The organism is Legionella quateirensis, assembly GCF_001467955.1.
GTDB classification, from domain to species: domain Bacteria; phylum Pseudomonadota; class Gammaproteobacteria; order Legionellales; family Legionellaceae; genus Legionella; species Legionella quateirensis.
Window position 1 is genome coordinate 42493 of sequence record NZ_LNYR01000002.1, and the last position, 24137, is coordinate 66629.

The window sequence follows — 24137 nt, forward strand, 5'->3', positions numbered from 1 at the left end:
TTTATAATGGATTTTTTAAGACCCATAGAAATTTTATTAGTTGAAGACAGTCCTGCTGATATTCGCTTGACTCAGGAAGCCTTAAAAGAGAATAAACTCGCGGTTAATCTGAATATAGTGAATGACGGTGTAGAAGCAATGGAGTTTCTAAGGAAAGAAAATAAATATGCGAAAGTCCCCAAACCGGATTTAATTTTACTGGATCTTAATATGCCAAGAAAAGACGGTAGAGAAGTTCTAAAAGAGGTCAAGGACGATCCTGAGTTGCGGACAATTCCGATTGTAATCCTGACGATATCAAAAGCCGAAGAGGATATTTTGCTAACTTACAAACACCATGTGAATTGTTATATTAGAAAACCATTGGATTTGAATCAATTTATGGATGTCGTAAAAAAAATTGAATCATTCTGGTTTACCATAGTTACTTTGCCACCCCAAAAATGATGATGAACACTCATATTCAAGTATTAGTGGTAGAAGATAATCCTGCATTTATTCGCTTGATAGAGGAATTATTAAAAGAATTCAAGCCATCACAATTTGAATTGATTCCTTCGGATTCAATTGCATCCGCAACTAGCATTCTCAAAGAGCAGAATGTAGATGTTATTTTATTGGATTTAGGTTTACCGGATTGTTCCGGTATCGATACGTACAGAAAAATTAATAATTTTGCCTTTAATATCCCTATTATTATTTTAAGCGGTTTACAAGATGAGAATGTTGCTTTAGCTACAATAGCTGAGGGTGCGCAAGATTATTTTATAAAAGGCACTTTTGATGGGAATCTTTTGGCAAGAGCAATATTGTATGCCTTGGAAAGGAAACATAATGAATTAATGATTAGTGATTACACCAGTATTATAGAAAATACCAATGAATCCATTATCAGTATAAATAATGACGGGTTAATAAGAAATCTGAATCATGCGGCACAACAATTGTTTCAATATTCAGAACAAGAAGCTATTGGGCAGTCTGTTTATATTTTAGTACCTGAAGAACATAAATATCTGATGCAGCAAATGTTACATCACACTCAATCAGGTGGTTTCGTTACCGAACATGAATTTATTTTAATAAATAAAAATGGAGTACACATTTGTTGTTTTATTAATGCATCGCCAATAAAAGATAAAATGGATGCAATTATAGGCACCGCGATAATGGCTCTGGATTTTACTATTAGAAAACAAATAGATCTGCGATCCGCAATTCAACTACGCGTAGCTACTATTTTGGCAGAGATGAATAATTTGCAGAATGTAGCACATAATATTTTAAAAACGATTTGTGAATTATTAGATTTTCAAGTAGGTGAAATATGGGCTTTGGATATAAAAAATGATGAATTAATTCATGCTGCGAGCTGGTGTACGCATAATATGCCATCTGAATTTACCAAAGTGAGTCACGAGCTATCGTTCCTGAGAGGAGAAGGTATTCCAGGATATGTTTGGGAAACGAAACGCACTTATTGGCTTAATGATTTGTCCAAATCGGATAAAGTGGCGCGCAGAATATTATTAGAGCACAATGGATTAACCAGCGCGCTAGGTATTCCTATTCTCTTTGGTGAAGATGTATTGGGTGTGCTGCTTTTTTTTGGTCACCATCTGACTCAACCCGATGTTCCTATGATGATTTTATTTGAAATCATAGGCAAACAAATCGGTACCTTTTTAAAACGTAAACGCATGGAAGATGAGTTAGTGCATTTGGCAAGATATGACATTCTTACTGGATTAGTTAATAAAGCGACAATGGATTCTGCATTAAATCATGCAATAGACGAGGCAAAAATAAATCGAAAGCTCGTCGCTTTTCTATATATTGATCTGGATTATTTTAAAAGCATAAATGATATATTGGGCCACCCCAAAGGGGATCAGGTGTTACAGGAAGTGGCGCATCGCCTACAGTCAGTAGTACGTGAAACAGATCTTATATCCCGTTTTGGTGGAGATGAATTCGTCATTATGATTCCACAAATCCAGTCCAAAGCGCAGATCAGTCATATTGCCCAAAAAATTTTAGACATCATTGCATTACCTTATGTTATTGATCAAAAGGAGTTTTATTTATCCGCCAGCATAGGAATCAGTCTTTACCCGGATAATGGAAAGGATGCAGCAACTTTGTATGTAGCAGCGGATTTAGCTTTATATACAGTCAAGCAAAGTACACGAAATGGATATCAATATGCATCTAAAATTTTAGGAAAAAAAGCGCAACAAAAAATGATGTTGGAAAATCAACTGCACACCGCCTTAAAAAATAATGAATTTATTTTATATTATCAGCCTATAGTTACTATTCAATCCAATAAAATTGAGAGTGTTGAAGCATTGGTTCGTTGGAAGAAACCTAATGGACGAATTTTACTTCCTACAGAATTTATTTCTTTACTTGAACGCAGCGATTTGATTTTATCCATTGGCGAGTGGGTACTTAGGACAGCTTGTGAGCAGATAAAGTTATGGGAACATGCTGGAATTCATTACGTCAGTGTCAATGTATCAATCCATCAATTGAATAATAATTTTATTAAAATGGTTATCAATATTCTAAATGAAACAGGAATTAATCCTCGTAATCTTATTATAGAAATTACTGAAAGCATGTTGATGCAAGAAAAGTTAATGTTCCGTATTATTAATTCTTTGGGAGACCTGGGAGTATTAACTTCTATTGATGATTTTGGAACGGGGTATTCTGCTTTTTCTTATTTACAAACGTTTAATTTTGATACTCTAAAAATAGATAAATCCTTTATCGATAAAATTAACAAAGATAAAACATCGAACTCTATTGTAAAAGCAATAGTAGCGATGACAAAAATATTAAATCTAAAAACAATTGCCGAAGGTGTTGAAACCAGAGAACAGCTTGAGTTCTTAAAGGAAATTGGTTGTGATATGTATCAAGGATTTTACTTTAGTAAACCACTACCGCCAGAACAATTAAATAAGCTTTTGAAAAAGAATAACAAATAGATGGCCAAGTTTTATAAGAATTGGCCATCGGCGCTTTTTAATTCCAGGTGCAACACTCATTAATCGCTGTAACTGTTTAATAACTTTGTGAAAAAACGTCATCCTGAACATCAGTTGTGTCTTTAATCAGATTTATGAACTGTTGTAATTCACATACTGTACCGCCACAAGCAGGAATGGAAACTGGTGTATTATTGTAGGTGACTTTTACTGTGTAATAATTGCTGCCACTTTCATAGAGCGAGAAGTTGAGGTTTGAGGCATAGGGTGGTGCTTTGTACAGTGGGGCGCCTAAAAAGCTCAATGCTCCTGCAACAGTCGTATCATGGGCTGATAATAATACGTATTTTAGTTTGGAGTTTTGTTTGCTGCCTTTCTCAAGAAACTTCGCTATGTTGGTCATTATTTTGGTGCTGTACGCATTGGCTACTTGTTTAGGTCGTTCCTGAGCCATAAATGCCCAATTACTGGCATCAATAATTGTTTCAATATCAGTAGTACTTAATCCTGCAGGCATAGGTGCGTTATGTATCTGGTGAATATATAAAGTATCTCCAATAGGTTGCAGATCGTCTAATGACGTGATCGTGTAACCTATCAGCTGGCTCCAGAGCGGGTATTTATCTTTTAGTGCCTCATTTTTTTGTAGCCATTCCTTGGTTGAATAAACGTATTGTTGCATGAGCTTATCATGCTCTTCTCTGCTTAAACGTTGCAAAATGATCTCATCATATTTCGATGGAGCACTAAAAATCGGGATGGGTTGAAATCCATTGGGTAATGCTGGTGTTGAGGACTCTGTTGTTTTTGGTCCTGTTCCTTGAGGGTATAGACCTAAGAGCAAGGACTGTGCGCTCATTAGCGTGCGTTCATAATCTGTAGAACGAACATAAAGAGTTCCATATTCATAATGTTCAGGCAACAGGTGGGTTTGTTCTATGTATTTTTTTCTGAACTCTACACCCAGGTTATATTCTTGTCGCATGCCTTCTGCGGTTAATTGGCCTGGGCCATCTTGCCATTGATACGGAACAGAGGGTAATAGAGTAATCGGAGTTCTATCGCCGTGACGAATAATATCGACTGCAAAAATAAGCGTATCGGCTGCAAATAAAATAGAGGGAGCGCCCAGCAATAGCGCACATGTTAATCGAATAATATTGCCCATATATTGTACTCCTTAATCTAATAATACAGTGCTCATTTGATTATTTAAGATTGATGACATCAAACTTAACGGCTATAGCTTTGCCATTCGCACTATGACGAGTATTAAAACAAAAATCAAGGATTGATCCTGAACTGGATAATTGCATCAGAACGCACCACAATTGTTTAAGCGAGCGAAGATAGCGAAAAGTACTTGATTAGCCATTTCTTTGTTTTGAACTCACCTATGCCATTATTTGACTTTATTGTTGCGTATTTTTACGTATTGATACTTTTTTATCGTATTTTTATAATTTAAGTATCTAAACTAAATTAAGAACCTTTGAATCGGATTCAGGGTTCAGCAAGGGAGCGAAGATTATGAATCAGTATAAACGTATTTTTATTGTAGGCCATCCTGGAGCCGGTAAAACGCTGCTTGCCAAAACGCTGGCTGAACACCTTGGATGGCAGTTTCTGGATGCTGATTTTGGACTTGAATTCCGTATCGGACGACACTTAAATGAGGTAGTGGGCAAAGAAGGTGAACAAAAATTGCTTCAATGTCAGTCGGATATCATCGCTAATCTTATTTCTAAAGAACATATAGTAGTAGCTACAGATGCAAGTATTGTCTGCAGCGAACGAAATCGAAAGATGCTTTCTTCAGAATGTGTTGTGTTTATAAAGGTTAGTACAGCAGTTCAAATTGATCGAACTTCTCGCAATCCTGTCTCATTATTACCCGTAGCGGATCTTGAAGCATTCCTGGATGGCATGCATCATGAACGTGATCCATTATTTGAACAGGTCGCTACTGTATCAATTGATAGCGATGATAATGCTCTTGAAGAACATGTAGCACGCATTTGCGCGTACGCGTTAAGTTCTGGTGATATAAAACAAAAAACGGGTAAAGTTCAATTAGATAAGCAAGACTCAATAATTTTTCATAAAGTGTTGCATAGTCCGGTACATTTAACAGAGCAACAGGCTATAAGTCTTAAATTATTGGCAAAAGGAAAAAGTTCTAAAGAGATTTCGCGAGCCATGAATATATCGCATAGAACGGTAGAGGGGACTATTGCCAAAACCATGGAGTTATTGGGTTGTACATCAAGTAAAGAATTGATTGCTCTATATCATAGTCAGCATTAATTAAAGACGTAACACTTTGGTTTTACGATCTTATCTTTAACTGGATGTAAACGAATGACAGACAGGTTATTTGATAAATCGAGCTGCTGGCATAATTTTTTTAATCCAGTCACGGACATGACCTATTCGGGGAAACCAGGACATATCCCCATAAGCCGCATTGCCGCTGCCATGTGAATTAACTGCTGCGATTGCCCAACCGTTTTCTGTCTTAATCCATGCAGGGCCACCACTGTCTCCAGAACCAAGAATACCCGAAAGAGGAGAGACCGGTTGGTTAATCCCTTCATCATTAAAAGGATTGTCCAGGGAGCCGTCTTCTTTGGGTAACCAAATTTCCAGATAGTTCCCTGCGTCTCCTTTTTTAGGTGGCGGCTCTACAGCTTTGATGACTGATTCAATTAATCCAACGGCAGCAGCCGGTCGATCGCCAGTATCAATGGACGTGTCTTCTCCTTTTGTTCCGGCTCCACGCCATCCATAACCGATGAAGGTCAGCATCTTGCCGAGTTCAGCAGAACCTTCATACAAGGCCGGTTGCGTACCTGCATCGCTTACACATTCTTTTAAACGTACAATCGCAAAATCATAACCTGTTCTATCGTCCGGATTTTCATTCCATAAGGGATGAACAAAAACAGCTTCTCCATGATATTCTGATCCATCTATCGTTTGATACGAATAATCAGAGGCCTTGGTTTCTGGCAGAAACATATGCCCGGCAGTCAAGACATATCCATGTCCTTTATAATTGCCAATCCAGCTACCGGAACCTGATTCTGATTCACCCTCGAGAAATATCAACGATGAGAATTGTGGCGCTAATGCAAGAGCTTCGGCTTGCTTGAAGCCTGATTTTTTATAAGTGCTTTCAAGAATAATTACAGCTCCTGCAGAGGCAGGGATAAGCAGAGTGAGCGAGCTGATAACGAAAGCGATTAAAAATCGTTTACAGGATTCCATCTGGCACTTCTCCTTGTACTTATTCATCTTTGGACTACTTGCATCGCTTTTTAATTTTAACTTTATTAGTATAGCAAGTTAACTGAATATCAGTTGAATCTGCAACGAGACTCGATTACACTGCTTCATGAAATTATTCCTATCTTCTTAAAAAATCTGGGAATTTTTTCATCATGAGCGTAGTGTAGGATCTCCCTCATTGCATTCGGGAAGACGTTCCCTGTGGTTATTGAGATGTTACGGGGATTTGTGCTAATCGCTATGAAACACCTGACACATTTTGAATGATGTAATTTACACGGATAATTAATAATGGAATGATGTGAAGACGACTTTGTCGACAGATACACTTCACCATAAGGAACTGATGGATCGCATATGCATTTAAGTAGTGTCAACATGTACTCGTTTATGTCTTTGTTTGTTTTGATGTCTTTAAGCAGTCTGATCATCTTTCTTCTTAAACCCCGTTTATCAACAGCCAATTGGGTCGAGCTGGACAAGCGCATGCAGTCCTGGTGGGTGATGATACTCTTGTTAATTCTGGCTCTTGCTATCAATACCACTCTGATGTTGTGTTTTTTTGGATTTGTCAGTTATCTCGCATTGAAAGAATATATGACCATCATTCCAACTCGTAGAGTTGATAGACGTATTATTTTTATCGCCTATATCTCAATACCCTTGCAATATTATTGGATTGGCATTCACTGGTATGGCATGTTTATTATTTTTATTCCAATTTTTATGTTCCTGTTATTACCCATGCGTATGGTTACTTTAAAGCAGACCAAGGGTTTTTTAAAAGCTTCTGGAACGATGCAGTGGGGCGTCATGATGACTGTATTTTGTCTGTCTCATATCGCTTATCTTGGAGTTCTGCCAAATGATGAAGATTGGCAAAATAAGGGGATTAGTCTCATCCTGTATCTGATCGTATTGACCCAATTAAATGACATCAGCCAATACGTATGGGGAAAATGCCTGGGTAAGCGCAAAATTATTCCTGAAATCAGTCCGAATAAAACAGTGGCGGGCTTTTTAGGTGGTGTTTTTACAACCTGTATTCTTGCGGTGGTACTGGGCAACTATTTAACTCCATTTAACTGGTATATGGCTTTGGGTGCTGGGTTGATAATCTCTGTTTCCGGTTTTATTGGTGATTTGACGATGTCTGCTGTAAAACGAGATTTGGGGATAAAAGATACCGGTCAGTTACTTCCCGGACACGGGGGTATTCTTGATCGTATGGACAGCGTTATTTATACGGCGCCATTATTTTTTCATTACATGAGATATTTTTACTACTAATGAATACTGTACTGCGATTTATTTTTTATCAAATTTTTATTCGTCCATTTATCTATGTGATACTTGGTTTGAATGTAACACATAGAGAACGGTTGCCGCTCCAAGGACCGGCTATTATTGTTGCGAATCATAATTCTCATTTGGATACTATGGTCTTAATGAGTTTGTTCCGCTGGAAAGTACAGAAAATAATTCAACCTGTAGCCGCTGCGGATTACTTTTTAAAAAAACCGATTCTGTCCTGGTTTTCGCAAAAAATTATTGGAATTATCCCCATATCGCGCAACAGTGGTAAAAATAAAACCGATCCCTTGTTTAAAGTTCAGGAAGCAATTAATGAACAAAAAATCATTATTTTTTATCCTGAAGGTTCACGTGGGGAACCTGAAAAATTGAGTGAGATTAAAAAAGGAATTGCTCATTTGCTTAATGCTAACCCTGATATACCCGTTTATCCAATTTATATTTATGGTCTGGGTAAATCCTTACCTAAAGACGAGCGATTATTGGTTCCTTTTGTGATTGACGTTATCGTTGGTGAACCGTTTTCTGGAAGCCGCGTGGAATTTTCTCATATGGTTGATACAGTACGAAGTTCATTTAATGAATTAAAATTGGAAATTCCAGAACGTGAATGGGAATAGCTTTTTATGGGTTATACAGGGATATCAATACAATGAATGAACGAAGAGAAATTAACTCCCGCAATGCTAGCTGGGCCAGGTCAATTGCAAAAGCTTTGGCAAAAACTAAAATAACTCCCAACCAAATTTCAATGTTCAGTGTATTCATGTCTGTATTGGCACTGATCGCTTTTTATTATTCCTTTAATCACCCATGGTTATTATTGCTTGCCGTTTTTTTTATTCAAATGAGATTAATGTGTAATCTTTTTGATGGAATGGTAGCGATTGAATACGAAAAAAAATCATATCTAGGGGATATCTTTAATGATCTGCCTGATCGATTCGCGGATTTATTTATTATTCTCGGTTTTAGCTATTCGGTTCAAAATATGCCATTTGCCGTGCAGCTTGGTTGGGTTTGTGTGGTGTTTTCAATGATGACTGCTTATATACGAGTGTTAGGGCGTTCTCTTGGAACCAAAACTTATTTTAGCGGTCCTATGGCCAAACAGCATCGCATGTTTGTTTGTTCTTTATGTGCTGTTCTGCAATATGTGATTTATTTGATGAACGGTACTTTTTCCATAATCTATTGTGGATTGTACATTATCGCTGTAGGTTCAATAATTACTTGTTTTAATCGTCTGTATAAAATTTCAAGTGAAATCAAATTAATACAATCCAGGCTGAGTAGTGAGGTTGCATAGTAAAAAAAGAGTCTATATGATTATTTCGTAGTTAAGTCGTACCAATTTAAATTGGTGAGTCAGTTACTTAGGGATAAGGAGTTACTATGGGCCACGATGGAAAAAAACCAACATCTGATAGTGTTGATAACAATTTTAATATTGAAAAAGGATTAGTTGCCAAGAGAAGAGATGAGTTACTATTGGCAAAAATTTCAGCATTAGTCGAAGCAGATAAAAAAGATACCGAAGTGATTAATCAACGGGAATATACACCAACCGAATCAGCAACACGCTTAACACACCCTACACAATCAAGACCTATCCCTCATCATAAACCTCCTACTCGTTTCCAACGTCAATTTTTTTCGGAAAATCAGGAAAATCAGGGCGAGGAAAGTCATTCTGATTCCAATTTGAATGTTATCGATCAGATTAAAAAAGCGATAGATCGGGCTAAAGATCGTTATGAATCACACATCAAAACGGGAAAAAATCCACGCCATGAATCTGGCTGGTTGACTGGTTGGCGACATGGTTCTGAAGGAATTGATAAGGCAGCAGAACTCAGTGAACAAATAAAGGGTTTAGACGCTATTGATTCAATGATTTTGAATTTGTCTCATTTCTTTATGGATGATAAAACGCGATATAATAATCATTCTTTTGCTTCCTACTTGTTAGATGAACTGAACAGTGTGATAGAAAATGGTTCATTATCTTCATATCGACCTGCTGGAGACGCATCTTATGATAAATTTTCCTGGGTGAAAATTGCTGGCCAGTTGAGGATATTAAGCATGGATAAAGAGGAAATGGTCTCTTCATTCCCTGGTTTATCTAATAATTAATCGGGATTGTCGTAACTTCTCAATGATCTCGGACTTCCGTCATCCTGAACGCAGTGAAGGATCTCCTGATGCAGGCACAGTGCCCTATTCAGGAGATCCCTCATTACATTCGGGATGACGATTTCTATTCCGGACGACGTGACGTGTTTTACTCCAAGACTATCGTCATCCTGAACGCAGTGAAGGATCTCCCAATTCATGCACCATGCCACATTCAGGAGATCCCTCGTTACACTCGGGATGACGGTTAAGTTTCGTCATCCTGAACGCAGTGAAGGATCTCCTGATGCAGGCACAGTACCACATTCAGGAGATCCCTCATTACATTCGGGATGACGTTTTCTATTCGGGATGACGTTTCTCGTTCGCGATAACGTATCTCTGAATAATTGATCTTTTTATTATTCCCCTGCCTCAATACATTGATTTTCAGCATTTTGCTGACACGCATCTGAGCAGGCAATATCATTCGATTTTTCGCATTGAGTCATACAGGCTTGTACCGTTTGTTGTATGCAGAGCTCTTGATCTTCCAGTTCAGAAGCTAATGCAGATTGAACAGGTATTAAACTCAGTACCAGGAGCATCCTGATATATTTTATTTGCATGATGAAAGTTCCTTTGCAAAGGATACTTTAAATTTAGCACATAAAATAGACAATAGAATTGAATAGTAAGAAATAGAATGCAACGATTTTTTACTATCAAAAAAAAAAGAGCTTAGTACACATGATGAGATTTATTTGCGCTAAGCAAAACGATTATTGGAGCGTACTAATAAGCGCAATGCGATCCTTCGCGCATAAAGACGCGCTCAGGATGAAGTAGCTTGGGAGTTATGAATAATTTTAATATTCGTAATCAATGGTAATAGCAGATTCAAGACCATTTTTTAAAATGGGTACGATGAGTTCCTGCGCTACTCTGATATGCTCGGGGTGATTCAAATAGTCATCTCTGCCTTTGATATCAGAAAATTCCATAACGAATGCGTGGTTAAAGCCTTTATTTAATTGTTCAGGGCTGCAATTCGCACCGAATGAGAATTGTTTCATAGCTGGAATTTCAGAATTTAACCTGCCGAGTTGGTTCAGGACAGAACCGATTTGATCATCGGTTATTTCTGGTTTAAATTGCAACAGGACTATATGTTTAATCATGTGATTCTCTTGATTTTAAAAGAAAGAACTCATCCTTTGAGTTTTATCGGATTAATCTAATCTGTTTCTTTTTAATTCCCGATAATCATCAATAGATGCCATGTCATGCCATTTCATTGTAGCAATAGTTAAATTAGGTGCCAAGCAAACGTTGCCGAATGCTATTTTAATGCAGACTGTTCTATTTTTGCCTGATATAATAGTGGTTTTATCAGGTTAAAATATCACTATGGATTTGTCATTTGTATCGGGTTTAATTCTGGGTTGTTTTACCGGTCTAGCCGGAAAATATGTTCTGCAAAAAATAAAAGTTAAAAGAAAATATGATGAAGTCAATAAAAATAAACACTTGGAGTGGGATCAAATAAGTCTGGATTACCCTCAGTTTACGAGTCAATTAAGAGAGGACATAAACAATCCAGAATACAAAAATATAAGGGAGTTTTTTGTAGTCGAGCAGCATGCAATATTAAATACTCAGATACCCCGATTAAGATACGATGTAACGGATGAAATCATCCTCGTTGTCAATCGCCTTGAACGTCTGGGGTTTATTGAACAGGTTAAAACCAATTGCCTGCTCTATAAAATGAAAGACGATTTTATTGCATTATTAAGGTCTGTTCATCACTCCTAAGTCTCTGGTGATTCATTTCACGCCCTTAGACAGTATCCATTTAAGTGATCAATTATTAACGCGTGTATTATGTTATTAATACACGCGATTATACCATTGAGGCGGCAATTGGGGCTATTTTAACGTCACAAAGTCTGTTTAGAGTTATTCGCTGTGGCAAGTGCTTCATTCAAGGGGCTGTTATTAAAGTCTTGAACAATCGTCGTTATAACGCTGGTATATTCTTTGCTCTTAGGCAGTTGAGTCACGAGAGTATCCAAACCTTCTTTGATTTCTGGCCACATCTTCTCAAAGTTGCTTGCAGTCATTGCGTTTATTGTTTGCTTTAACTGTTTTGCCAGGGGAACTTGAGGTACGTCTTTGAGTTGGGCTCCAAATAGGCCACGAACCATATTACGGCCATCTGCTATAGCAGTCCAAAGTTTATCTCCTGTCTCGGTATCGGTGTAGCTGCCTCTCGCTTTGATGTATGCATTGAGCCGTAAGGTAGCAACACTTTGAAATGAAATTAACTCATTTTCATCGATATGTTCTAAAACAACAGCAGGAGAAGAAGGGCTTGATTTCTCATCTGGTTTTATTTCTATAGATGCTTCAGCATCCTCGTCTATGATGATGGTGGGATCCATATGAGTGGCTATAACTTCGTTAAAAGCCTGGTTTTGCGTTTGGGTGTTACTTTCAATATAACTCATGGTCAGGTGCGCAACTGCCGCGTGTCCCCATTGTTGGGGAGTCGTTTTGCCCAGTATGCTGTTATATCCTATATAGGCAATATCATGAATAATCGTTTTCCCTGGCTCACCATCGTGGCCATGTCTAAAGCGTACCTTATACTTGGGCATTTCAATTGGGGGTGATTTTTTGATTTCCTCCAGACGTGTCCAAATAAACGCATTGATTGGATTGCTGCTGGACGGTTTGCTGGTTAACGCTTTATATAGGATACTGGTTGGTTCTGAAAGTCCTGTAACAAACACAGTGTTTAGTTTGTCTAAAATCAGTGCGATATTATCTACTGACGCATAGATATCTAAGTGCTGATCTGAAGGCAGGAGTTGTTGCATTGCTTTATTGATGATATCAGGGGTTATGGGGGCGTGGGCCATGATATCGATGCCACCATCTTCTGTGCGTACGTAATCAACAAATTTTAATGCAGGAAGATAAGCCGTTTTCATCATGGCATCGAACTCAGCATAAGATATAATGTTGTTGTCTATTAAACTTTTTAGGCGGATTAAAGAGGAGCAGGGCTGTACTTCAAGGTTTAATTTTTGTCCTGGGCGTAAATTACCACTTAAGTAATTACTTAATAACGATTTATCATGGTTCGATATTAAAATAGTTCCGCGTTGATCTGGGAAACGCTTCCGTAGCTCATCTAAAATTATCAGCGATAAAATATCATTGCTTCCACGGTCTGCAAACATATCTCCAAAACAGCGTAAATGTATGCCCTCAGGAACATGAGCATCTGCAAATCCTTTAATTATAATTTGCCTGAATTGATCACATTGGATCCTGGTTAATTGGCTAAGCCTGGAGATTGAATCCACATCATATATTTTTATCAATTCATTATATTGTTCTTGATCTATATTGATGATTCCCGCTTCATATAAATACCTTATGAGTACAATAGCGTTGCCATGTGTATCTCCTACAGAGAACGAAGTATTAGGTTTTGGTTTCGTATAGGAGCCAGGCAGGGTTAATAGCTTGGATACATCTTGAGAAACAAGATTTTTGGTATTTTTGGTCATTAGTTTTTATCTCGTGTAATTTAGCAAGAACACATAATTTATATTAAGTATAATATAAAAGTGCCAGAGCGCTTGTATTTTGGTCAATTTTTTGGTGTCGAATAGTGTACTCAGTGATTATTAAGGGAGCATTAAAATGATGAAAAATACTGAGGAAAATTCATATCCTGCGTAGGGTGATCGTTTTAAACATTTAGAACGATATGGTGAAGAAATGCAAAAGTTTTGCCCTGGTTCTTTACCTTTAGAAGTTCTGGCCAACAGGCAACTGCATATACTTTGCTAAAATGTCACTTTAAGTCTAATATTTACTCATAATCAATAATGGCGCACATGGAGGTTGATCATGAGATTATTTTATAGTGGCATTGCGTCACTGCTCATGTTATTCACAACACAAGCCTTTGCTGTTCTCTTATCTTATCCTGTTGACCAGATGCCCGAGTGTAATCAAAGTTATGAGCAGGCACGTGAGCCTAAATTAGAATCTCAGATATTTTCTAAAATGAATGAAATATGCGTAGAAAAGGGTGGAATCCGAGTGAATACTCAATATATTCGTTCAGGAAACTCCAGTGAGCCCTATGATGTCATCTTAAATTGTATTGGGGAAAATCCTTCTGACTATATCATGTTTACTTGTACCTTCAGTACCTTTAAAGATTAAGGGAGGCAGAACAATGAAAACAATCCTGCATATTGGTTTGAATTTGATTTTCATGTTATGCAGCCCTTTAGTCTTTGCTCATATTCCTACCCATTCTCATAAAATTCCTGTTACAGGTTATCCTGTGTACTTGGAAAACCCTCGGTCTATGTATCTCGTTCCTGATACGTTTGAGACTAGCGTAGATGGTAATTTTGTCACCATAGATAATGTAAAACATGTCTGTTACCTATTCCCTCAGTCAGAGCTTAATCCATTAAATAAGAAAATTATAACTGCGAATATTAAGGGCGTGATGCTCTACTGGACTTGTTATCAATTTGACCCCAATTATTTTATTATTATTCCTTAATAATATCGATTAATGACATAGTAACTGAATGCATGTAACATCATTTTGGTATGTGATTCAATAAAATGCGCGTCAAGATTGGTCCATGCCACGTCAACCAGCTTTCGTGCGTCGGAACAACAGGCTTCCAGAGCGCCGCAAGATTCCAGTAACTCGATTACCGCCTGATGCGCCTTATTGTCTTTTGAACCATAAGCGAGTACTTCCCAGATCCTTTGAGATTGTTCGGTGTTGAGATATTCAAGTGATTTAGCAATAGGGTAGGTTACTTTACCGGCGGCTAAATCTTCTGCCAGACACTTCAGGTTGTTTTTGAATCCCCTTAAATTCAGGACATCGTCCATAATCTGAAATGCGATGCCAACGGATTCAAAAAAATGACCCAGAATGGTAATCTGTTCTTTTGTTCCATTACCTAATATTGCTCCCATTTGCGCAAGAGAAGCTGCCGGAACTGCAGATTTTAATCGATGAGTTGCCAGAACATGATTCTGTAATTTTCGATAGTCATTTGATTTAATGCTTTCAGCCATCAGATTTATGTGACCTTCAATATCGATTGCCTGACCGGTATGGGCTGCTCTAAAGGTATCAAAATACAGTTCATAGACTTTACAGCGATCCTCACTGGAAAGAGGTGTTTGTTTTAAGACGATATGAAATAATCCATAGGCCAAAGTTCCGGCATTGATTGCATGAGGTTCACCATAGATAATATGGCAAGCAGGACCTCCTCTTCGAATTGGAGATTTATCCTGAATATCATCAATAATCAGTGAACCAGTATGGATTAATTCTGGCACTGCCAACCAGGGTTGAAATCGGGAAAAGTCACCACCTACCAGATTACAACAAGCAGCCAGAGCATACGAGCGCCATCGTTTTCCTGCGCGATCGGAAATAGTGCGAATGGGAGAAATTATGGTGCGAATCACTTGGTTTAAATCCACACCATCCATGAGATGAGCATTTTCTTCTGAGGCGATTAAATCAAGCATGGCTTTGTAATCGGGTACCAAGGGTAAAAGCTGTTCTATTTCTTTAGATACCGCATCGCTCACGGATGAAAAAAAATCGTCTATAACTCTTACTGGTTTTAGATTGGTTTGTTCAACGTAAGCCAGTCCGGTAACCCACTGCGATTGATGGGTTCCTTTTACGGTACAGCGGCCTTCCCAAAAACAGGGGTAGGCGATCAGTGTAATAAATTCCTGGTCCTCAAATTCTGCGATGATTTCAAGTGTTAATTCCAGCTCAGGTATCTGTAACTTCCAGGAATTCCCATATTCACTGAACGTGCGCATGCTGTTCCATGTGCTTAATACATGAAGTTGAGTCGTGTCATAGAATTTTTGATTTCCTGAGGGATCGATTACGGTACAGAACAGACTGTGAGGTGTTTGAGTGTCTGTATCATAAAGTGAATATAATGAAATGTCATAATTGTTATTTAAATGAATTGACATCCAGGTCCAACTGATTTTAGCGTTTATTTGCTCGGCTGGATTATCGCAGGTTTCAATACCGAATTCGTGATCAAACCAGCCTTCTCCATGAGTTATTTCAAGGCTTTGGTTTGCAAATTGAATCTCTCCTTGCACTGTACATTTAGGAATAAAATAATAAAACATGTGTTCTTTATTTGGGCCGCTTATTACCCCATTTTTTCCCTGACGAACAGCTTCCATTTGAGGTTCGAACAGGAGTGTGCAGCTGATCTGATCTTGTTTGTTATGCGCATTTAAAAGATAAGAGCCATCCATCTGTTTTATTAATGAGAGATCGCCAAAATTCAAGTGAAGAGGATTAGTCGAAACAGTAATGGGTGACGAAATTAATGCATCATCGGTTGGAATTTTTTCTTTATTAAGTACGTCCATCAGAGCCAGTTTAAGACTGGGATCATCCGGATTATAGGTTTCAAGTTTTGCAAGACATATGCTGGGTGTGTCTTTATCAATGAATGAAGCTGTATGGTATTTTTGATTGTTTAAATCACTTAAAGCCCAGAGCGACGAGTAGGTATATTCCTCTATTGAAAACGGATTTCTTTTCATAAAAAAACAGGCAAATATACTGAAATCTTGACCATTTGATGCGGTTATATGGGTGTTAAAATACCACCATTCGGTATCTGATGATTGATGGGGATTATCGTGAGTTAATAAATCAATTGTGCCTTCCAGAGGCCAATCCTTTGGTATTTGATGCATTCATTAACTCCTTATTGTCCTTTCTGTTCATTATTCCATTGCGTTGTATTAAACCCGGTCTCCAGGTTCTGAAGAAGTAACTGACACATTGAATTCGCTAATAAATAAATATAAGGTCTGATTCAACTTATTACCAGTACAATCATTTGATTACTTTAGGTGGTGTTGAGGTAATTTTATAATCAGTCCAGCTCTACTCTTCGAATTTCCACGCCAAGTGTATAGCAGCGGTACATAGGTAACACGTGTAACGGGACATGGGTAACAATTTTAATTATAAAAAAGTGCAGTAAAATTTTCTGCACACTTTCACCTGGTTTAACTTTTTTATTCGTCATCCTCGCGAAGGCGGGGATCCATTTTGAGCATGAGCACAATGCCAGTTATTGCCTGGATCCCCGCCTTCGCGAGGATGACGATCTTATAAAAAATTGGAAATTAAGATTAACTAATGTGCGTTTTAAAAAGTGAGGAGCTCTCAGGGTCTTGCTTCGGGAAGTCGGTTGAAAGGTGATCAAGAGACAGCGCTGTGTTCAAGATGACGAAATTCTCGGGTAATTGAGATGTTATCGTTTGCATGTTAACGTGATTTGGCAGGAATGGTTTTAATCATGTTATACACTACAGGCAATACAAAAAGGGTAAATAAAGTACCAAAACATAAACCACCGATTAACACGGTACCAATTGCATGGCGAGATTCAGATCCGGCATCATGGGACAATACCAGAGGGATTGCGCCAAAAACCATGGCTCCGGTAGTCATTAAAATGGGTCTTAATCGTAAAATGGCTGCTTTTTGAATTGAATCTGCGTATGAATTGCCCTCTTGATGTAGCTTGTTAGCAAATTCCACCATTAAAATTCCGTGCTTACTGATTAATCCAATTAACGTGATCAAGCCTACCTGAGTATAAATATTCAGTGATTGACCAAACAGATAAGTACATAATAAAGCCCCTGAGCAGGCTAAAGGAACAGTAAACAGAATGATCAAAGGGTCGATGAAATTTTGAAATTGAGTCGATAAGATGGCGTAGATAAAGGCCAGGGATAAAAAGAGTAAAAACAGCATGGCATTGGATGACTCAAAAAAGGTCTTGGCAGCTCCTGTCCAGGTGAGCTTGTAATGTTGAGGCAATTGATCTTTGGCTATATGCCATACCTGATTAATACTGTTGGCCATTGAGTCTTTTTTATGTAATTGAATATGCAGGGTTGTTGAGCGCATCTGTTGATAATGATCCAAAGTAGCTGGCTGCGCTTTGGGTTTCATTTGAGTGATAGCGCCAAGAGAAATACGTTTTCCTTCACCAGTAGTCAGATAGAGCTCATTAAGGGTCCAGGGGGAGGAGCTGCCTTTAATCGTCAGATTATAGAGCACCCCATTTTTTTCAAAATTCAAAGATTTGTCGCCACTAAAAAAGACTTCAATAGTTTTGGCAACCTGATTGGGTGTGAGTCCCAGTTTGGCTATTTGATTGTGATCCAATTCAATAGAATACCCCATAGTATCCAGGCGAAGATCATAACGAGTCGATTCAAATTTTTTACTGGCGTCCAACGCTGCTTTCAATTGTTCAACATGGTTAAACAACTCTCTATAACTGTCCTGGCTTGAAATAACCATGGCCAATTCCGTTCCGCTTCCTGCGTTATCAATACCCGGTAAACCGGTATCCCAACTCCATACATGAGGATCGATGGATGGGAAGTGGTTAAAGGCAGGCTTGAGTTCATCAACAATTTGATTTGCGGAACGTTTCCTTTGTGAATGAGGTTTTAACGGAAGGATTACACTGGCTCCCCAATCACCAATAAAGGTCAGTTTGTTATCGGATTCGGGTATTTTATTAATGGTTTTTTCTATGTTGATTATTTTCTTATCCAGTTCATTAATATCTTCTCCGGAGACGGGCGCTGTATAAACACCAATCAGTCCACGATCCTCTTTAGGAGCGGTTTCATGGCTAATGATCTGATACAAACCAATGCTTGCAAGAATAGAGAATAGTGCGGCTGAGAGCGTGAGTTTCTGATGATCAAAAACACACTTAAGTGTTTTGGCATAATTATGAGCCAGTTGTTCAAGAGCATGATCCACTTGGGGAAACCAGTTTTTGGAGTCGCTTTTTAAAAACTGCGCGCACATCAGGGGAGATAGGGTCAGAGCAACGATCCCTGAGATAAATACACTACCTGCCAGAGCTACAGCAAATTCAATAAAAAGTTGTCCCAACATTCCTTGAATAAAAGCAATAGGCAGATACACACTGGCTAAAGTGCAGGTCATTGCAACGATTGCAAATCCTATTTCTTTTGCGCCTTTTAAGGCTGCTTCAACAGGCGATAATCCTTTTTCAATATGTCGCCAGATATTTTCTAAAACGATAATGGCATCATCAACGACCAAACCAATAGCCAGCACCATAGCCAGCAAAGTCATCAGATTAATCGAGAAGCCAAATAGTTTGAGGAAGAGTAACGAACCAAGCAACGAAATCGGAATAGTCACCAGAGGAATAATTGTTGCACGTATATTACGTAAAAATAAAAAGACGATGACCAGCACCAGAATTATTGCTTCAGTGATGGACGAACGGATATTTTTGATTGATGCATTAATAAAATCGGATTGATCAATGATTACATGTACTTTGAGATCATTGGGTAATCCTTGTTGTAATTCGCTAATGGATTGACGAATGTCTTTGGAAACTTCAATAGGGTTTGCATCATTTGCTCTGTTGATGGACAGTACCAAGCCTGTATGTCCATTAACACGAACCCGCATCTGAGTATTATCTGTTTCAAGTGCTACCTTAGCAATGGATTTTAAAAATATGGGGTGTTGATTCGTCGTTTTTATCAGCAGGTTTTCATACTCTTCCTTGCTTTTGGGTTCTGACTGCAAGGTGCTGGGAATTTTATTTTTATAATTTCCTGCAGGCAATGAAATACGACTTTTTGCCAGTGAGTTGACTACTTCATCAACATTGACGCCAAAGGAGTACAGTTTATCGGGTGCCAGGCTAATGTTATAGGTATAAGGTTGTCCCCAGACCTCAACTGATGCGACTCCTGGTACGCTTCGAAATACGTTTTTGAGATTGAGATTTGCATAATGAGTCAGTTCGCCAAATCCGCGGGTGGAGGATTCTAAGGAGATGCCAATAAAAGGTAAACCTGTGGATTTTCTTTGGCGCTCTACATAAGGAGGTTTTACTTCAGAGGGCAATAGCGCTTTAGCGAGGCCTACGGCATCCTGAGTGGCGCTCAAGGCCCTGTCCATAGAGGTTCCTGCTCGGAACATCAAGGTAATCTGAGCACTTCCCGCAAAAGATTGGGATGTGATGGTTTCCAGTCCCTCAATGCCTGCCAGTCTGTCTTCAAGGATATTGGTTACGGAAGTTTCAACCAGATCAGGGCTGGCATTAGGGTATGAAGCATAAACGGTAATTGTTGGAAAACTGATGTCAGGATATTCTCTGATGGATAAATTGAATAAACACAGGATTCCTATAATAACAATCATACTGTTCAGGATGATTGCAGAAACGGGATGTTTTATGAAATAGCCGGTTAATTTCATGGGATTTCAGCCGTTGTGTGCATCAGCAGAGGGATGATGGATCTCTACGGTCATCTCGGGATAGAGACGATCTTGCCCTTTAATAATCAGTTGTTGTCCGGTTTTTAAACCCTCAGTAATTTCAATTTTGTTTTCTTGTTCCAGGCCAGTTTTTACAGGTAACAGGACCACTTTATCTTTTTCTACTATATAGACAAAGGGCTCACTGTTTCTAAGAAACAGTGCTTGAGTTGGGATGACAATGGTGTTGTCTTTTTCTGCTACAATCAAATCAACATTTATTGTGGCGCCTACGAGACAATTGTCACATTGAATATCAACGTCGGCAGGACACATATGCGTGGTTTCATCAACCATTTTTTGGAAGTGGGATAAAGGATATTCTTTGCCCAGTACCCGCACAGGTTGTCCTTCATTAATCTCTGTCAGATTACTGCAGGGGATATCAAAATCCACAATAAGGGAACTGGGATCATAAATTGAAACTACAGCTTCCCCAATAGTGACTTCTGAGCCCTCCCGTTTTTTATATGCACCTATGATGCCATCGAAAGGGGCATAGAAACGCAGATTATCCAGTTCAATTTTAGCTTTGGATAATTCTTTTTGAGCATCCAGCCAGGCCTGTTTTTTTTCTTCAACTTCCTTGGGACTGACAAAACCAGTCTTAAGTAAGGGATTAAACCGATCGAATTGTGTTTTAGCCAAGGTTTCAGTGCTGATTGAAAGTTGTAAATTCTTTTCGACGTCGGGATTATCAATTTTGGCGATTAACGTCCCTTTTTTAATTTTTTGGCCGGTAGGGATAAGCTCATCGAGCATACCGTTGCCCTTTGAAACCAGTACTGTAGTATGTTTGGGATGTATGGTTCCCAATAGACGAATGCTTTGTTGTAGTATTTGTGATGTGACGGTTTCAACTTCAACACGTTTATTCGGGGATTCGGGTATTTGCTCCGCAGAATGAAAGAATATTCTGCCTGTAAAAATAATGGCACAAGAGACAATCAGGGTTACTAATACAATTTTCCAATGATATTTTGATTGCCATTTACTTATATTAAATATGTTGTTCAACACTTTATTTGCCATTAATTGAAAATGAACTTGTTGTGAATTGAGCACAATACCATAAATTTGGTTCTGGATTAACCACTATTTGACGTTTTATGCTAGAAACACAGCCATTTTCTCTGTTGGGTGTAGAGTGTATAATTTTTCTAGTCTTGAGGATTTATATTGGCTGTCATTTATTCAACGGGAATTCCTGGTTACTGGTATATGCAACAGAATGATAATGTGAAACTATATATATTAGTTGGAGATGTGTCATCTCGATCTGGAATCGTCATCCCGAATGTGGCACTTTGCCTATGTCCGGAGATCCTTCACTACGTTCAGGATGACGATTTTCGTTCGAGATGACGATTCTCGTTCGAGATGACGTCTCCAGGAATTATTGAGAAATTACCTGGTTAAGTCAGTTATGTGATCTGATGGGTTCATGGTAAAGGACAGGGAATGCAGATTTTTTTATATGTCATGATGATTTCATTAAGTCTGATGGTTCAGAGCATTCAAGCGAATACGACTTTGACCTTTAAACAAGCATTGACCCTTGCCTATCAAAATAATCCAGAATTACAAGCGGAACTGGATAAAGCCAATGCAATGAAAGGGCGATTTATTCAAAGTAAGCTGTATCCTAATCCGCAATTGGCGTTTACTTCTGAAAATATGGGTGGGTCAGGCCAATATTCAGGTTATGAGTCAGCAGAAACAACATTATCAATAACGCAACCTGTTCCATTAGGTCATCGTTTACAGTACTTGCAAAAACTGACTTATGCGGATTACCTTGCGTCACTTGCACGCATCAAACTCAATAAATCCCAACTTTTTACCGCTGTTGGAAATGCCTACATTGATGCTTTATATGCCGAACAATGGTATTTGGTTACCAAAAAGTTAATCCAGGTGAATGTTGATATTGTATCCGCCATTCAACGACGTGTAGAGGCAGGGGCGGGCGCAGTGCTTGATTTGCGTTTGGCGCAGGTGCGTTTAGGGGAAGCACGTATTCAAAAAATGAAAGCAGGTCGGGATGCATTAATGCAGCGTGCTCGATTGGCTCGGTATTTAGGGAATGAGTTACGAGTGGATAAAAAACTGACGGATGAGGGATTACAACATACTCATTGGACTTGGCCTCAACTGGTAAATAAAATGCCGCAGAGTCCTCAGTTACTTGAAAAGCAACTTCTTCTTAAAGCAAGACGTGCCGCAATTCAATCCGTTAAAAAAGATGTATGGCCTGATCTAAATATTCAATTGGGTGGACGTCATTTTTCAGATGATGGGAGCAACGCCGCCGTTGTTTCAGCGTACTCGCAGCTCCCGATTCATAACCGGAATCAAGGTAAAATTCTTGCTGCTGAAGCCGAATTTACTCAAGCCGTACATGATCTGAAAGGAACACAACTTGAGTTAAGACAAAATGTGTATACAGCCTATTTACGCGCAGAACAGGGGCTTTTTGAGGCCAATCTGGTGACTGATTCACTGTTACCATTGGCTCGAAAATCTCTGCAAGTAGCGAGGGAAGGTTATCAAATGGGACGCTACACCTATATTGAGTTAAGCACGGCACTGAATGCACTGTTTGATGAAGAGCGTCATTACCAACAGGCTCATGCAGACTATCATAAAGCATTATTGACTATAGGCGGCCTTTTAGGCATTGATGGTTACTAAGGAGAACACTTGAACTTATCATCATCCAAAATGCAATGGATTAAATCAGCTATTTTACTATTGACGCTGGTTTTCAGTCCCTCATGGGCTGATGAAGCAGGGCTTCAGACTCAGGATTCGGTCAAGGGTCAGCACGGAGGCCGTTTATTGGAGCACGATCAACTTGCATTGGAGTTAACCCTTTTTGAACAAGGGATGTCGCCACATTTTCGAGCCTATATTTATCAAAATGGAGTCCTTGTTTCTCCAGACCAGAGTCAATTGGAAGTTCAATTGAAACGCTTTAATCATGGATTTGAAACCGTTAGTTTTAAACCGATTGATGATTTTTTACAGAGCGAACAAATTATTCGTGAGCCACATTCATTTGATGTAATGGTCGTTTTGAACTATCAGGGCAAGAAATACAGTTGGCATTATTCCAATTATGAAGGACGAATCAAAATTGTTCCTGCACTACTTAACGCAGCAAAAATTAAAATTGCACAAGCCGCAAGTGTAACCATAGAAAAACAATTGAAGGTTGTTGGTAAAATAATGCCTAATCGCGACACAATGGCGCCTGTATACCCGCGTTATTCAGGCCTTATTAAATTGCTCACGAAAAATCTGGGTGATGAAGTCACTAAAGGTGAATTATTAGTGACCATTGAAAGTAATGAAAGTTTACAAAATTACTCCATTCCCGCTCCAATTTCAGGAACTGTAGTTCAAAAATATGCAACTACAGGTGAATTGGCCAAGGGAGATAAACCCATTTATGAAATTGCTAACTTGGCTAATGTATGGGCTGACTTAACTTTGTACCGAAAAGATGCTCCTTTGGTCAGGCAAGGAATGAGCGTGATTGTTACCGGCGATGAAGGAAAACCACAATCTCGCAGCATCATTAATTACATCTCCCCTTTAGGTATTGAAGACAGTCAAACGATTCTAGCCAGAGCCATATTACCTAACGCAGGGCGTATCTGGTTACCTGGAATGTATGTTAATGCGGTCATCACGATAGAGAAAAAAACAGTTCCGGTTGCCGTACCACATACGGCATTACAACGGATGCAGGATAAAGATGTGGTTTTTGTTCAGCAGGGCGATTTTTTTGAAGCGACTCCAGTAATTCTTGGTGAGGAAGATGCGCAATGGGTAGAAATCAAATCCGGTCTTGAACCCGGAGAATACTATGTCAGTGACAACAGTTTCTTTCTCAAGGCGGAAATCGGAAAAGAAGGCGCTATACACGACCATTAAGGAGC

20 protein-coding genes are annotated in these 24137 nt (G+C 38.7%); 12 read left to right on the forward strand and 8 right to left on the reverse strand.

The genetic code is table 11. The annotated features are described in order from the left end of the window. Positions 1-6 precede the first annotated feature (6 nt). Positions 7-447, forward strand: coding sequence for a response regulator (locus Lqua_RS01160; protein ID WP_058472486.1), 441 nt, complete (start codon positions 7-9; stop codon positions 445-447). After that, positions 444-2999, forward strand: a complete 2556-nt coding sequence (locus Lqua_RS01165; protein WP_058472487.1) for an EAL domain-containing protein — start codon at positions 444-446, stop codon at positions 2997-2999. Before Lqua_RS01160 ends, Lqua_RS01165 begins: the two co-directional genes overlap by 4 nt. Before the next feature lie 76 nt (positions 3000-3075). Here the strand turns inward: Lqua_RS01165 and Lqua_RS01170 are convergent, their stop codons facing one another. Continuing rightward, positions 3076-4167: a histidine phosphatase family protein gene (locus Lqua_RS01170; protein WP_058472488.1), complete on the reverse strand. Its 1092-nt coding sequence runs from the start codon at positions 4165-4167 to the stop codon at positions 3076-3078. Positions 4168-4529: 362 nt separating this feature from the next. Here Lqua_RS01170 and Lqua_RS01175 point away from each other — a divergent pair, with 362 nt between their 5' ends. After that, positions 4530-5306: a shikimate kinase gene (locus Lqua_RS01175; RefSeq protein WP_058472489.1), complete on the forward strand. Its 777-nt coding sequence runs from the start codon at positions 4530-4532 to the stop codon at positions 5304-5306. Between the two features lie 66 nt (positions 5307-5372). Here Lqua_RS01175 and Lqua_RS01180 read toward each other — a convergent pair whose 3' ends face one another. Beyond that, the gene (locus Lqua_RS01180; RefSeq protein WP_238585505.1) at positions 5373-6296 is read right to left on the reverse strand and encodes a serine protease family protein; all 924 of its coding nucleotides are present in this window, start codon (positions 6294-6296) and stop codon (positions 5373-5375) included. 351 nt (positions 6297-6647) lie between these two features. Between Lqua_RS01180 and Lqua_RS01185 the strand changes: the two genes are divergently transcribed. The 4 genes from Lqua_RS01185 (at position 6648) to Lqua_RS01200 (ending at position 9743) form a co-directional block, all read left to right on the forward strand. Further along, positions 6648-7580: a phosphatidate cytidylyltransferase gene (locus tag Lqua_RS01185; RefSeq protein ID WP_058472491.1), complete on the forward strand. Its 933-nt coding sequence runs from the start codon at positions 6648-6650 to the stop codon at positions 7578-7580. Then, complete coding sequence (locus Lqua_RS01190) at positions 7580-8224, forward strand: lysophospholipid acyltransferase family protein (protein ID WP_058472492.1); 645 nt, start codon at positions 7580-7582, stop codon at positions 8222-8224. The genes Lqua_RS01185 and Lqua_RS01190 overlap by 1 nt, the downstream gene beginning before the upstream one ends. Before the next feature lie 32 nt (positions 8225-8256). Then, positions 8257-8913: a CDP-alcohol phosphatidyltransferase family protein gene (locus Lqua_RS01195; RefSeq protein WP_058472493.1), complete on the forward strand. Its 657-nt coding sequence runs from the start codon at positions 8257-8259 to the stop codon at positions 8911-8913. Between the two features lie 86 nt (positions 8914-8999). Beyond that, positions 9000-9743: a hypothetical protein gene (locus Lqua_RS01200; RefSeq protein ID WP_058472494.1), complete on the forward strand. Its 744-nt coding sequence runs from the start codon at positions 9000-9002 to the stop codon at positions 9741-9743. A 401-nt stretch (positions 9744-10144) separates the two neighbouring features. On the opposite strand, the gene Lqua_RS01210 is transcribed toward Lqua_RS01200, so the two are convergent. Next, positions 10145-10351: a hypothetical protein gene (locus tag Lqua_RS01210; RefSeq protein WP_058472496.1), complete on the reverse strand. Its 207-nt coding sequence runs from the start codon at positions 10349-10351 to the stop codon at positions 10145-10147. A gap of 240 nt (positions 10352-10591) precedes the next feature. Further along, on the reverse strand, positions 10592-10903 hold the full coding sequence (locus Lqua_RS01215) for a Dabb family protein (protein WP_058472497.1): 312 nt from the start codon (positions 10901-10903) through the stop codon (positions 10592-10594). Positions 10904-11132: 229 nt separating this feature from the next. Here Lqua_RS01215 and Lqua_RS01220 point away from each other — a divergent pair, with 229 nt between their 5' ends. Continuing rightward, positions 11133-11540, forward strand: a complete 408-nt coding sequence (locus tag Lqua_RS01220; protein ID WP_058472498.1) for a hypothetical protein — start codon at positions 11133-11135, stop codon at positions 11538-11540. A 125-nt stretch (positions 11541-11665) separates the two neighbouring features. Here Lqua_RS01220 and Lqua_RS01225 read toward each other — a convergent pair whose 3' ends face one another. Then, positions 11666-13306 carry a hypothetical protein gene (locus Lqua_RS01225; RefSeq protein ID WP_058472499.1) on the reverse strand — a complete coding sequence of 547 codons (1641 nt, stop codon included), beginning with the start codon at positions 13304-13306 and terminating at the stop codon, positions 11666-11668. A gap of 346 nt (positions 13307-13652) precedes the next feature. Between Lqua_RS01225 and Lqua_RS01230 the strand changes: the two genes are divergently transcribed. Both Lqua_RS01230 and Lqua_RS01235 read left to right on the forward strand, forming a co-directional pair. Beyond that, complete coding sequence (locus tag Lqua_RS01230) at positions 13653-13973, forward strand: hypothetical protein (RefSeq protein ID WP_058472500.1); 321 nt, start codon at positions 13653-13655, stop codon at positions 13971-13973. Positions 13974-13986: 13 nt separating this feature from the next. Next, positions 13987-14325, forward strand: a complete 339-nt coding sequence (locus Lqua_RS01235; protein WP_058472501.1) for a hypothetical protein — start codon at positions 13987-13989, stop codon at positions 14323-14325. Here Lqua_RS01235 and Lqua_RS01240 read toward each other — a convergent pair. The 3 genes from Lqua_RS01240 to Lqua_RS01250 form a co-directional block, all read right to left on the reverse strand. After that, entirely contained in the window at positions 14322-16538 is a 2217-nt protein-coding gene (locus Lqua_RS01240) for a polyprenyl synthetase family protein (RefSeq protein WP_058472502.1), read from the reverse strand. The genes Lqua_RS01235 and Lqua_RS01240 overlap by 4 nt on opposite strands. A gap of 580 nt (positions 16539-17118) precedes the next feature. After that, entirely contained in the window at positions 17119-20130 is a 3012-nt protein-coding gene (lpeB, locus tag Lqua_RS01245; RefSeq protein WP_058472503.1) for a multidrug efflux RND transporter permease subunit LpeB, read from the reverse strand. 6 nt (positions 20131-20136) lie between these two features. After that, entirely contained in the window at positions 20137-21255 is a 1119-nt protein-coding gene (locus Lqua_RS01250) for an efflux RND transporter periplasmic adaptor subunit (RefSeq protein ID WP_274519347.1), read from the reverse strand. A 396-nt stretch (positions 21256-21651) separates the two neighbouring features. Here Lqua_RS01250 and Lqua_RS01255 point away from each other — a divergent pair, with 396 nt between their 5' ends. Together Lqua_RS01255 and Lqua_RS01260 are read left to right on the forward strand one after the other, a co-directional pair. Then, positions 21652-22884, forward strand: a complete 1233-nt coding sequence (locus Lqua_RS01255; protein WP_058472504.1) for a TolC family protein — start codon at positions 21652-21654, stop codon at positions 22882-22884. A gap of 9 nt (positions 22885-22893) precedes the next feature. Beyond that, positions 22894-24132: an efflux RND transporter periplasmic adaptor subunit gene (locus Lqua_RS01260; RefSeq protein ID WP_420798047.1), complete on the forward strand. Its 1239-nt coding sequence runs from the start codon at positions 22894-22896 to the stop codon at positions 24130-24132. Positions 24133-24137: the final 5 nt, after the last annotated feature.

What these genes read in the sequence shown, in the direction of transcription:
- Lqua_RS01165 (WP_058472487.1), top strand. Translation starts at nt 444, where the DNA reads ATGATGATGAACACTCATATTCAAGTATTAGTGGTAGAAGATAATCCT.
- Lqua_RS01180 (WP_238585505.1), bottom strand. Translation starts at nt 6,296, where the DNA reads ATGAATAAGTACAAGGAGAAGTGCCAGATGGAATCCTGTAAACGATTT.
- Lqua_RS01185 (WP_058472491.1), top strand. Translation starts at nt 6,648, where the DNA reads ATGCATTTAAGTAGTGTCAACATGTACTCGTTTATGTCTTTGTTTGTT.
- Lqua_RS01210 (WP_058472496.1), bottom strand. Translation starts at nt 10,351, where the DNA reads ATGCAAATAAAATATATCAGGATGCTCCTGGTACTGAGTTTAATACCT.
- Lqua_RS01230 (WP_058472500.1), top strand. Translation starts at nt 13,653, where the DNA reads ATGAGATTATTTTATAGTGGCATTGCGTCACTGCTCATGTTATTCACA.
- lpeB (WP_058472503.1), bottom strand. Translation starts at nt 20,130, where the DNA reads ATGAAATTAACCGGCTATTTCATAAAACATCCCGTTTCTGCAATCATC.
- Lqua_RS01215 (WP_058472497.1), bottom strand. Translation starts at nt 10,903, where the DNA reads ATGATTAAACATATAGTCCTGTTGCAATTTAAACCAGAAATAACCGAT.
- Lqua_RS01235 (WP_058472501.1), top strand. Translation starts at nt 13,987, where the DNA reads ATGAAAACAATCCTGCATATTGGTTTGAATTTGATTTTCATGTTATGC.
- Lqua_RS01190 (WP_058472492.1), top strand. Translation starts at nt 7,580, where the DNA reads ATGAATACTGTACTGCGATTTATTTTTTATCAAATTTTTATTCGTCCA.
- Lqua_RS01170 (WP_058472488.1), bottom strand. Translation starts at nt 4,167, where the DNA reads ATGGGCAATATTATTCGATTAACATGTGCGCTATTGCTGGGCGCTCCC.
- Lqua_RS01200 (WP_058472494.1), top strand. Translation starts at nt 9,000, where the DNA reads ATGGGCCACGATGGAAAAAAACCAACATCTGATAGTGTTGATAACAAT.
- Lqua_RS01160 (WP_058472486.1), top strand. Translation starts at nt 7, where the DNA reads ATGGATTTTTTAAGACCCATAGAAATTTTATTAGTTGAAGACAGTCCT.
- Lqua_RS01195 (WP_058472493.1), top strand. Translation starts at nt 8,257, where the DNA reads ATGAATGAACGAAGAGAAATTAACTCCCGCAATGCTAGCTGGGCCAGG.
- Lqua_RS01240 (WP_058472502.1), bottom strand. Translation starts at nt 16,538, where the DNA reads ATGCATCAAATACCAAAGGATTGGCCTCTGGAAGGCACAATTGATTTA.
- Lqua_RS01255 (WP_058472504.1), top strand. Translation starts at nt 21,652, where the DNA reads ATGCAGATTTTTTTATATGTCATGATGATTTCATTAAGTCTGATGGTT.
- Lqua_RS01175 (WP_058472489.1), top strand. Translation starts at nt 4,530, where the DNA reads ATGAATCAGTATAAACGTATTTTTATTGTAGGCCATCCTGGAGCCGGT.
- Lqua_RS01220 (WP_058472498.1), top strand. Translation starts at nt 11,133, where the DNA reads ATGGATTTGTCATTTGTATCGGGTTTAATTCTGGGTTGTTTTACCGGT.
- Lqua_RS01225 (WP_058472499.1), bottom strand. Translation starts at nt 13,306, where the DNA reads ATGACCAAAAATACCAAAAATCTTGTTTCTCAAGATGTATCCAAGCTA.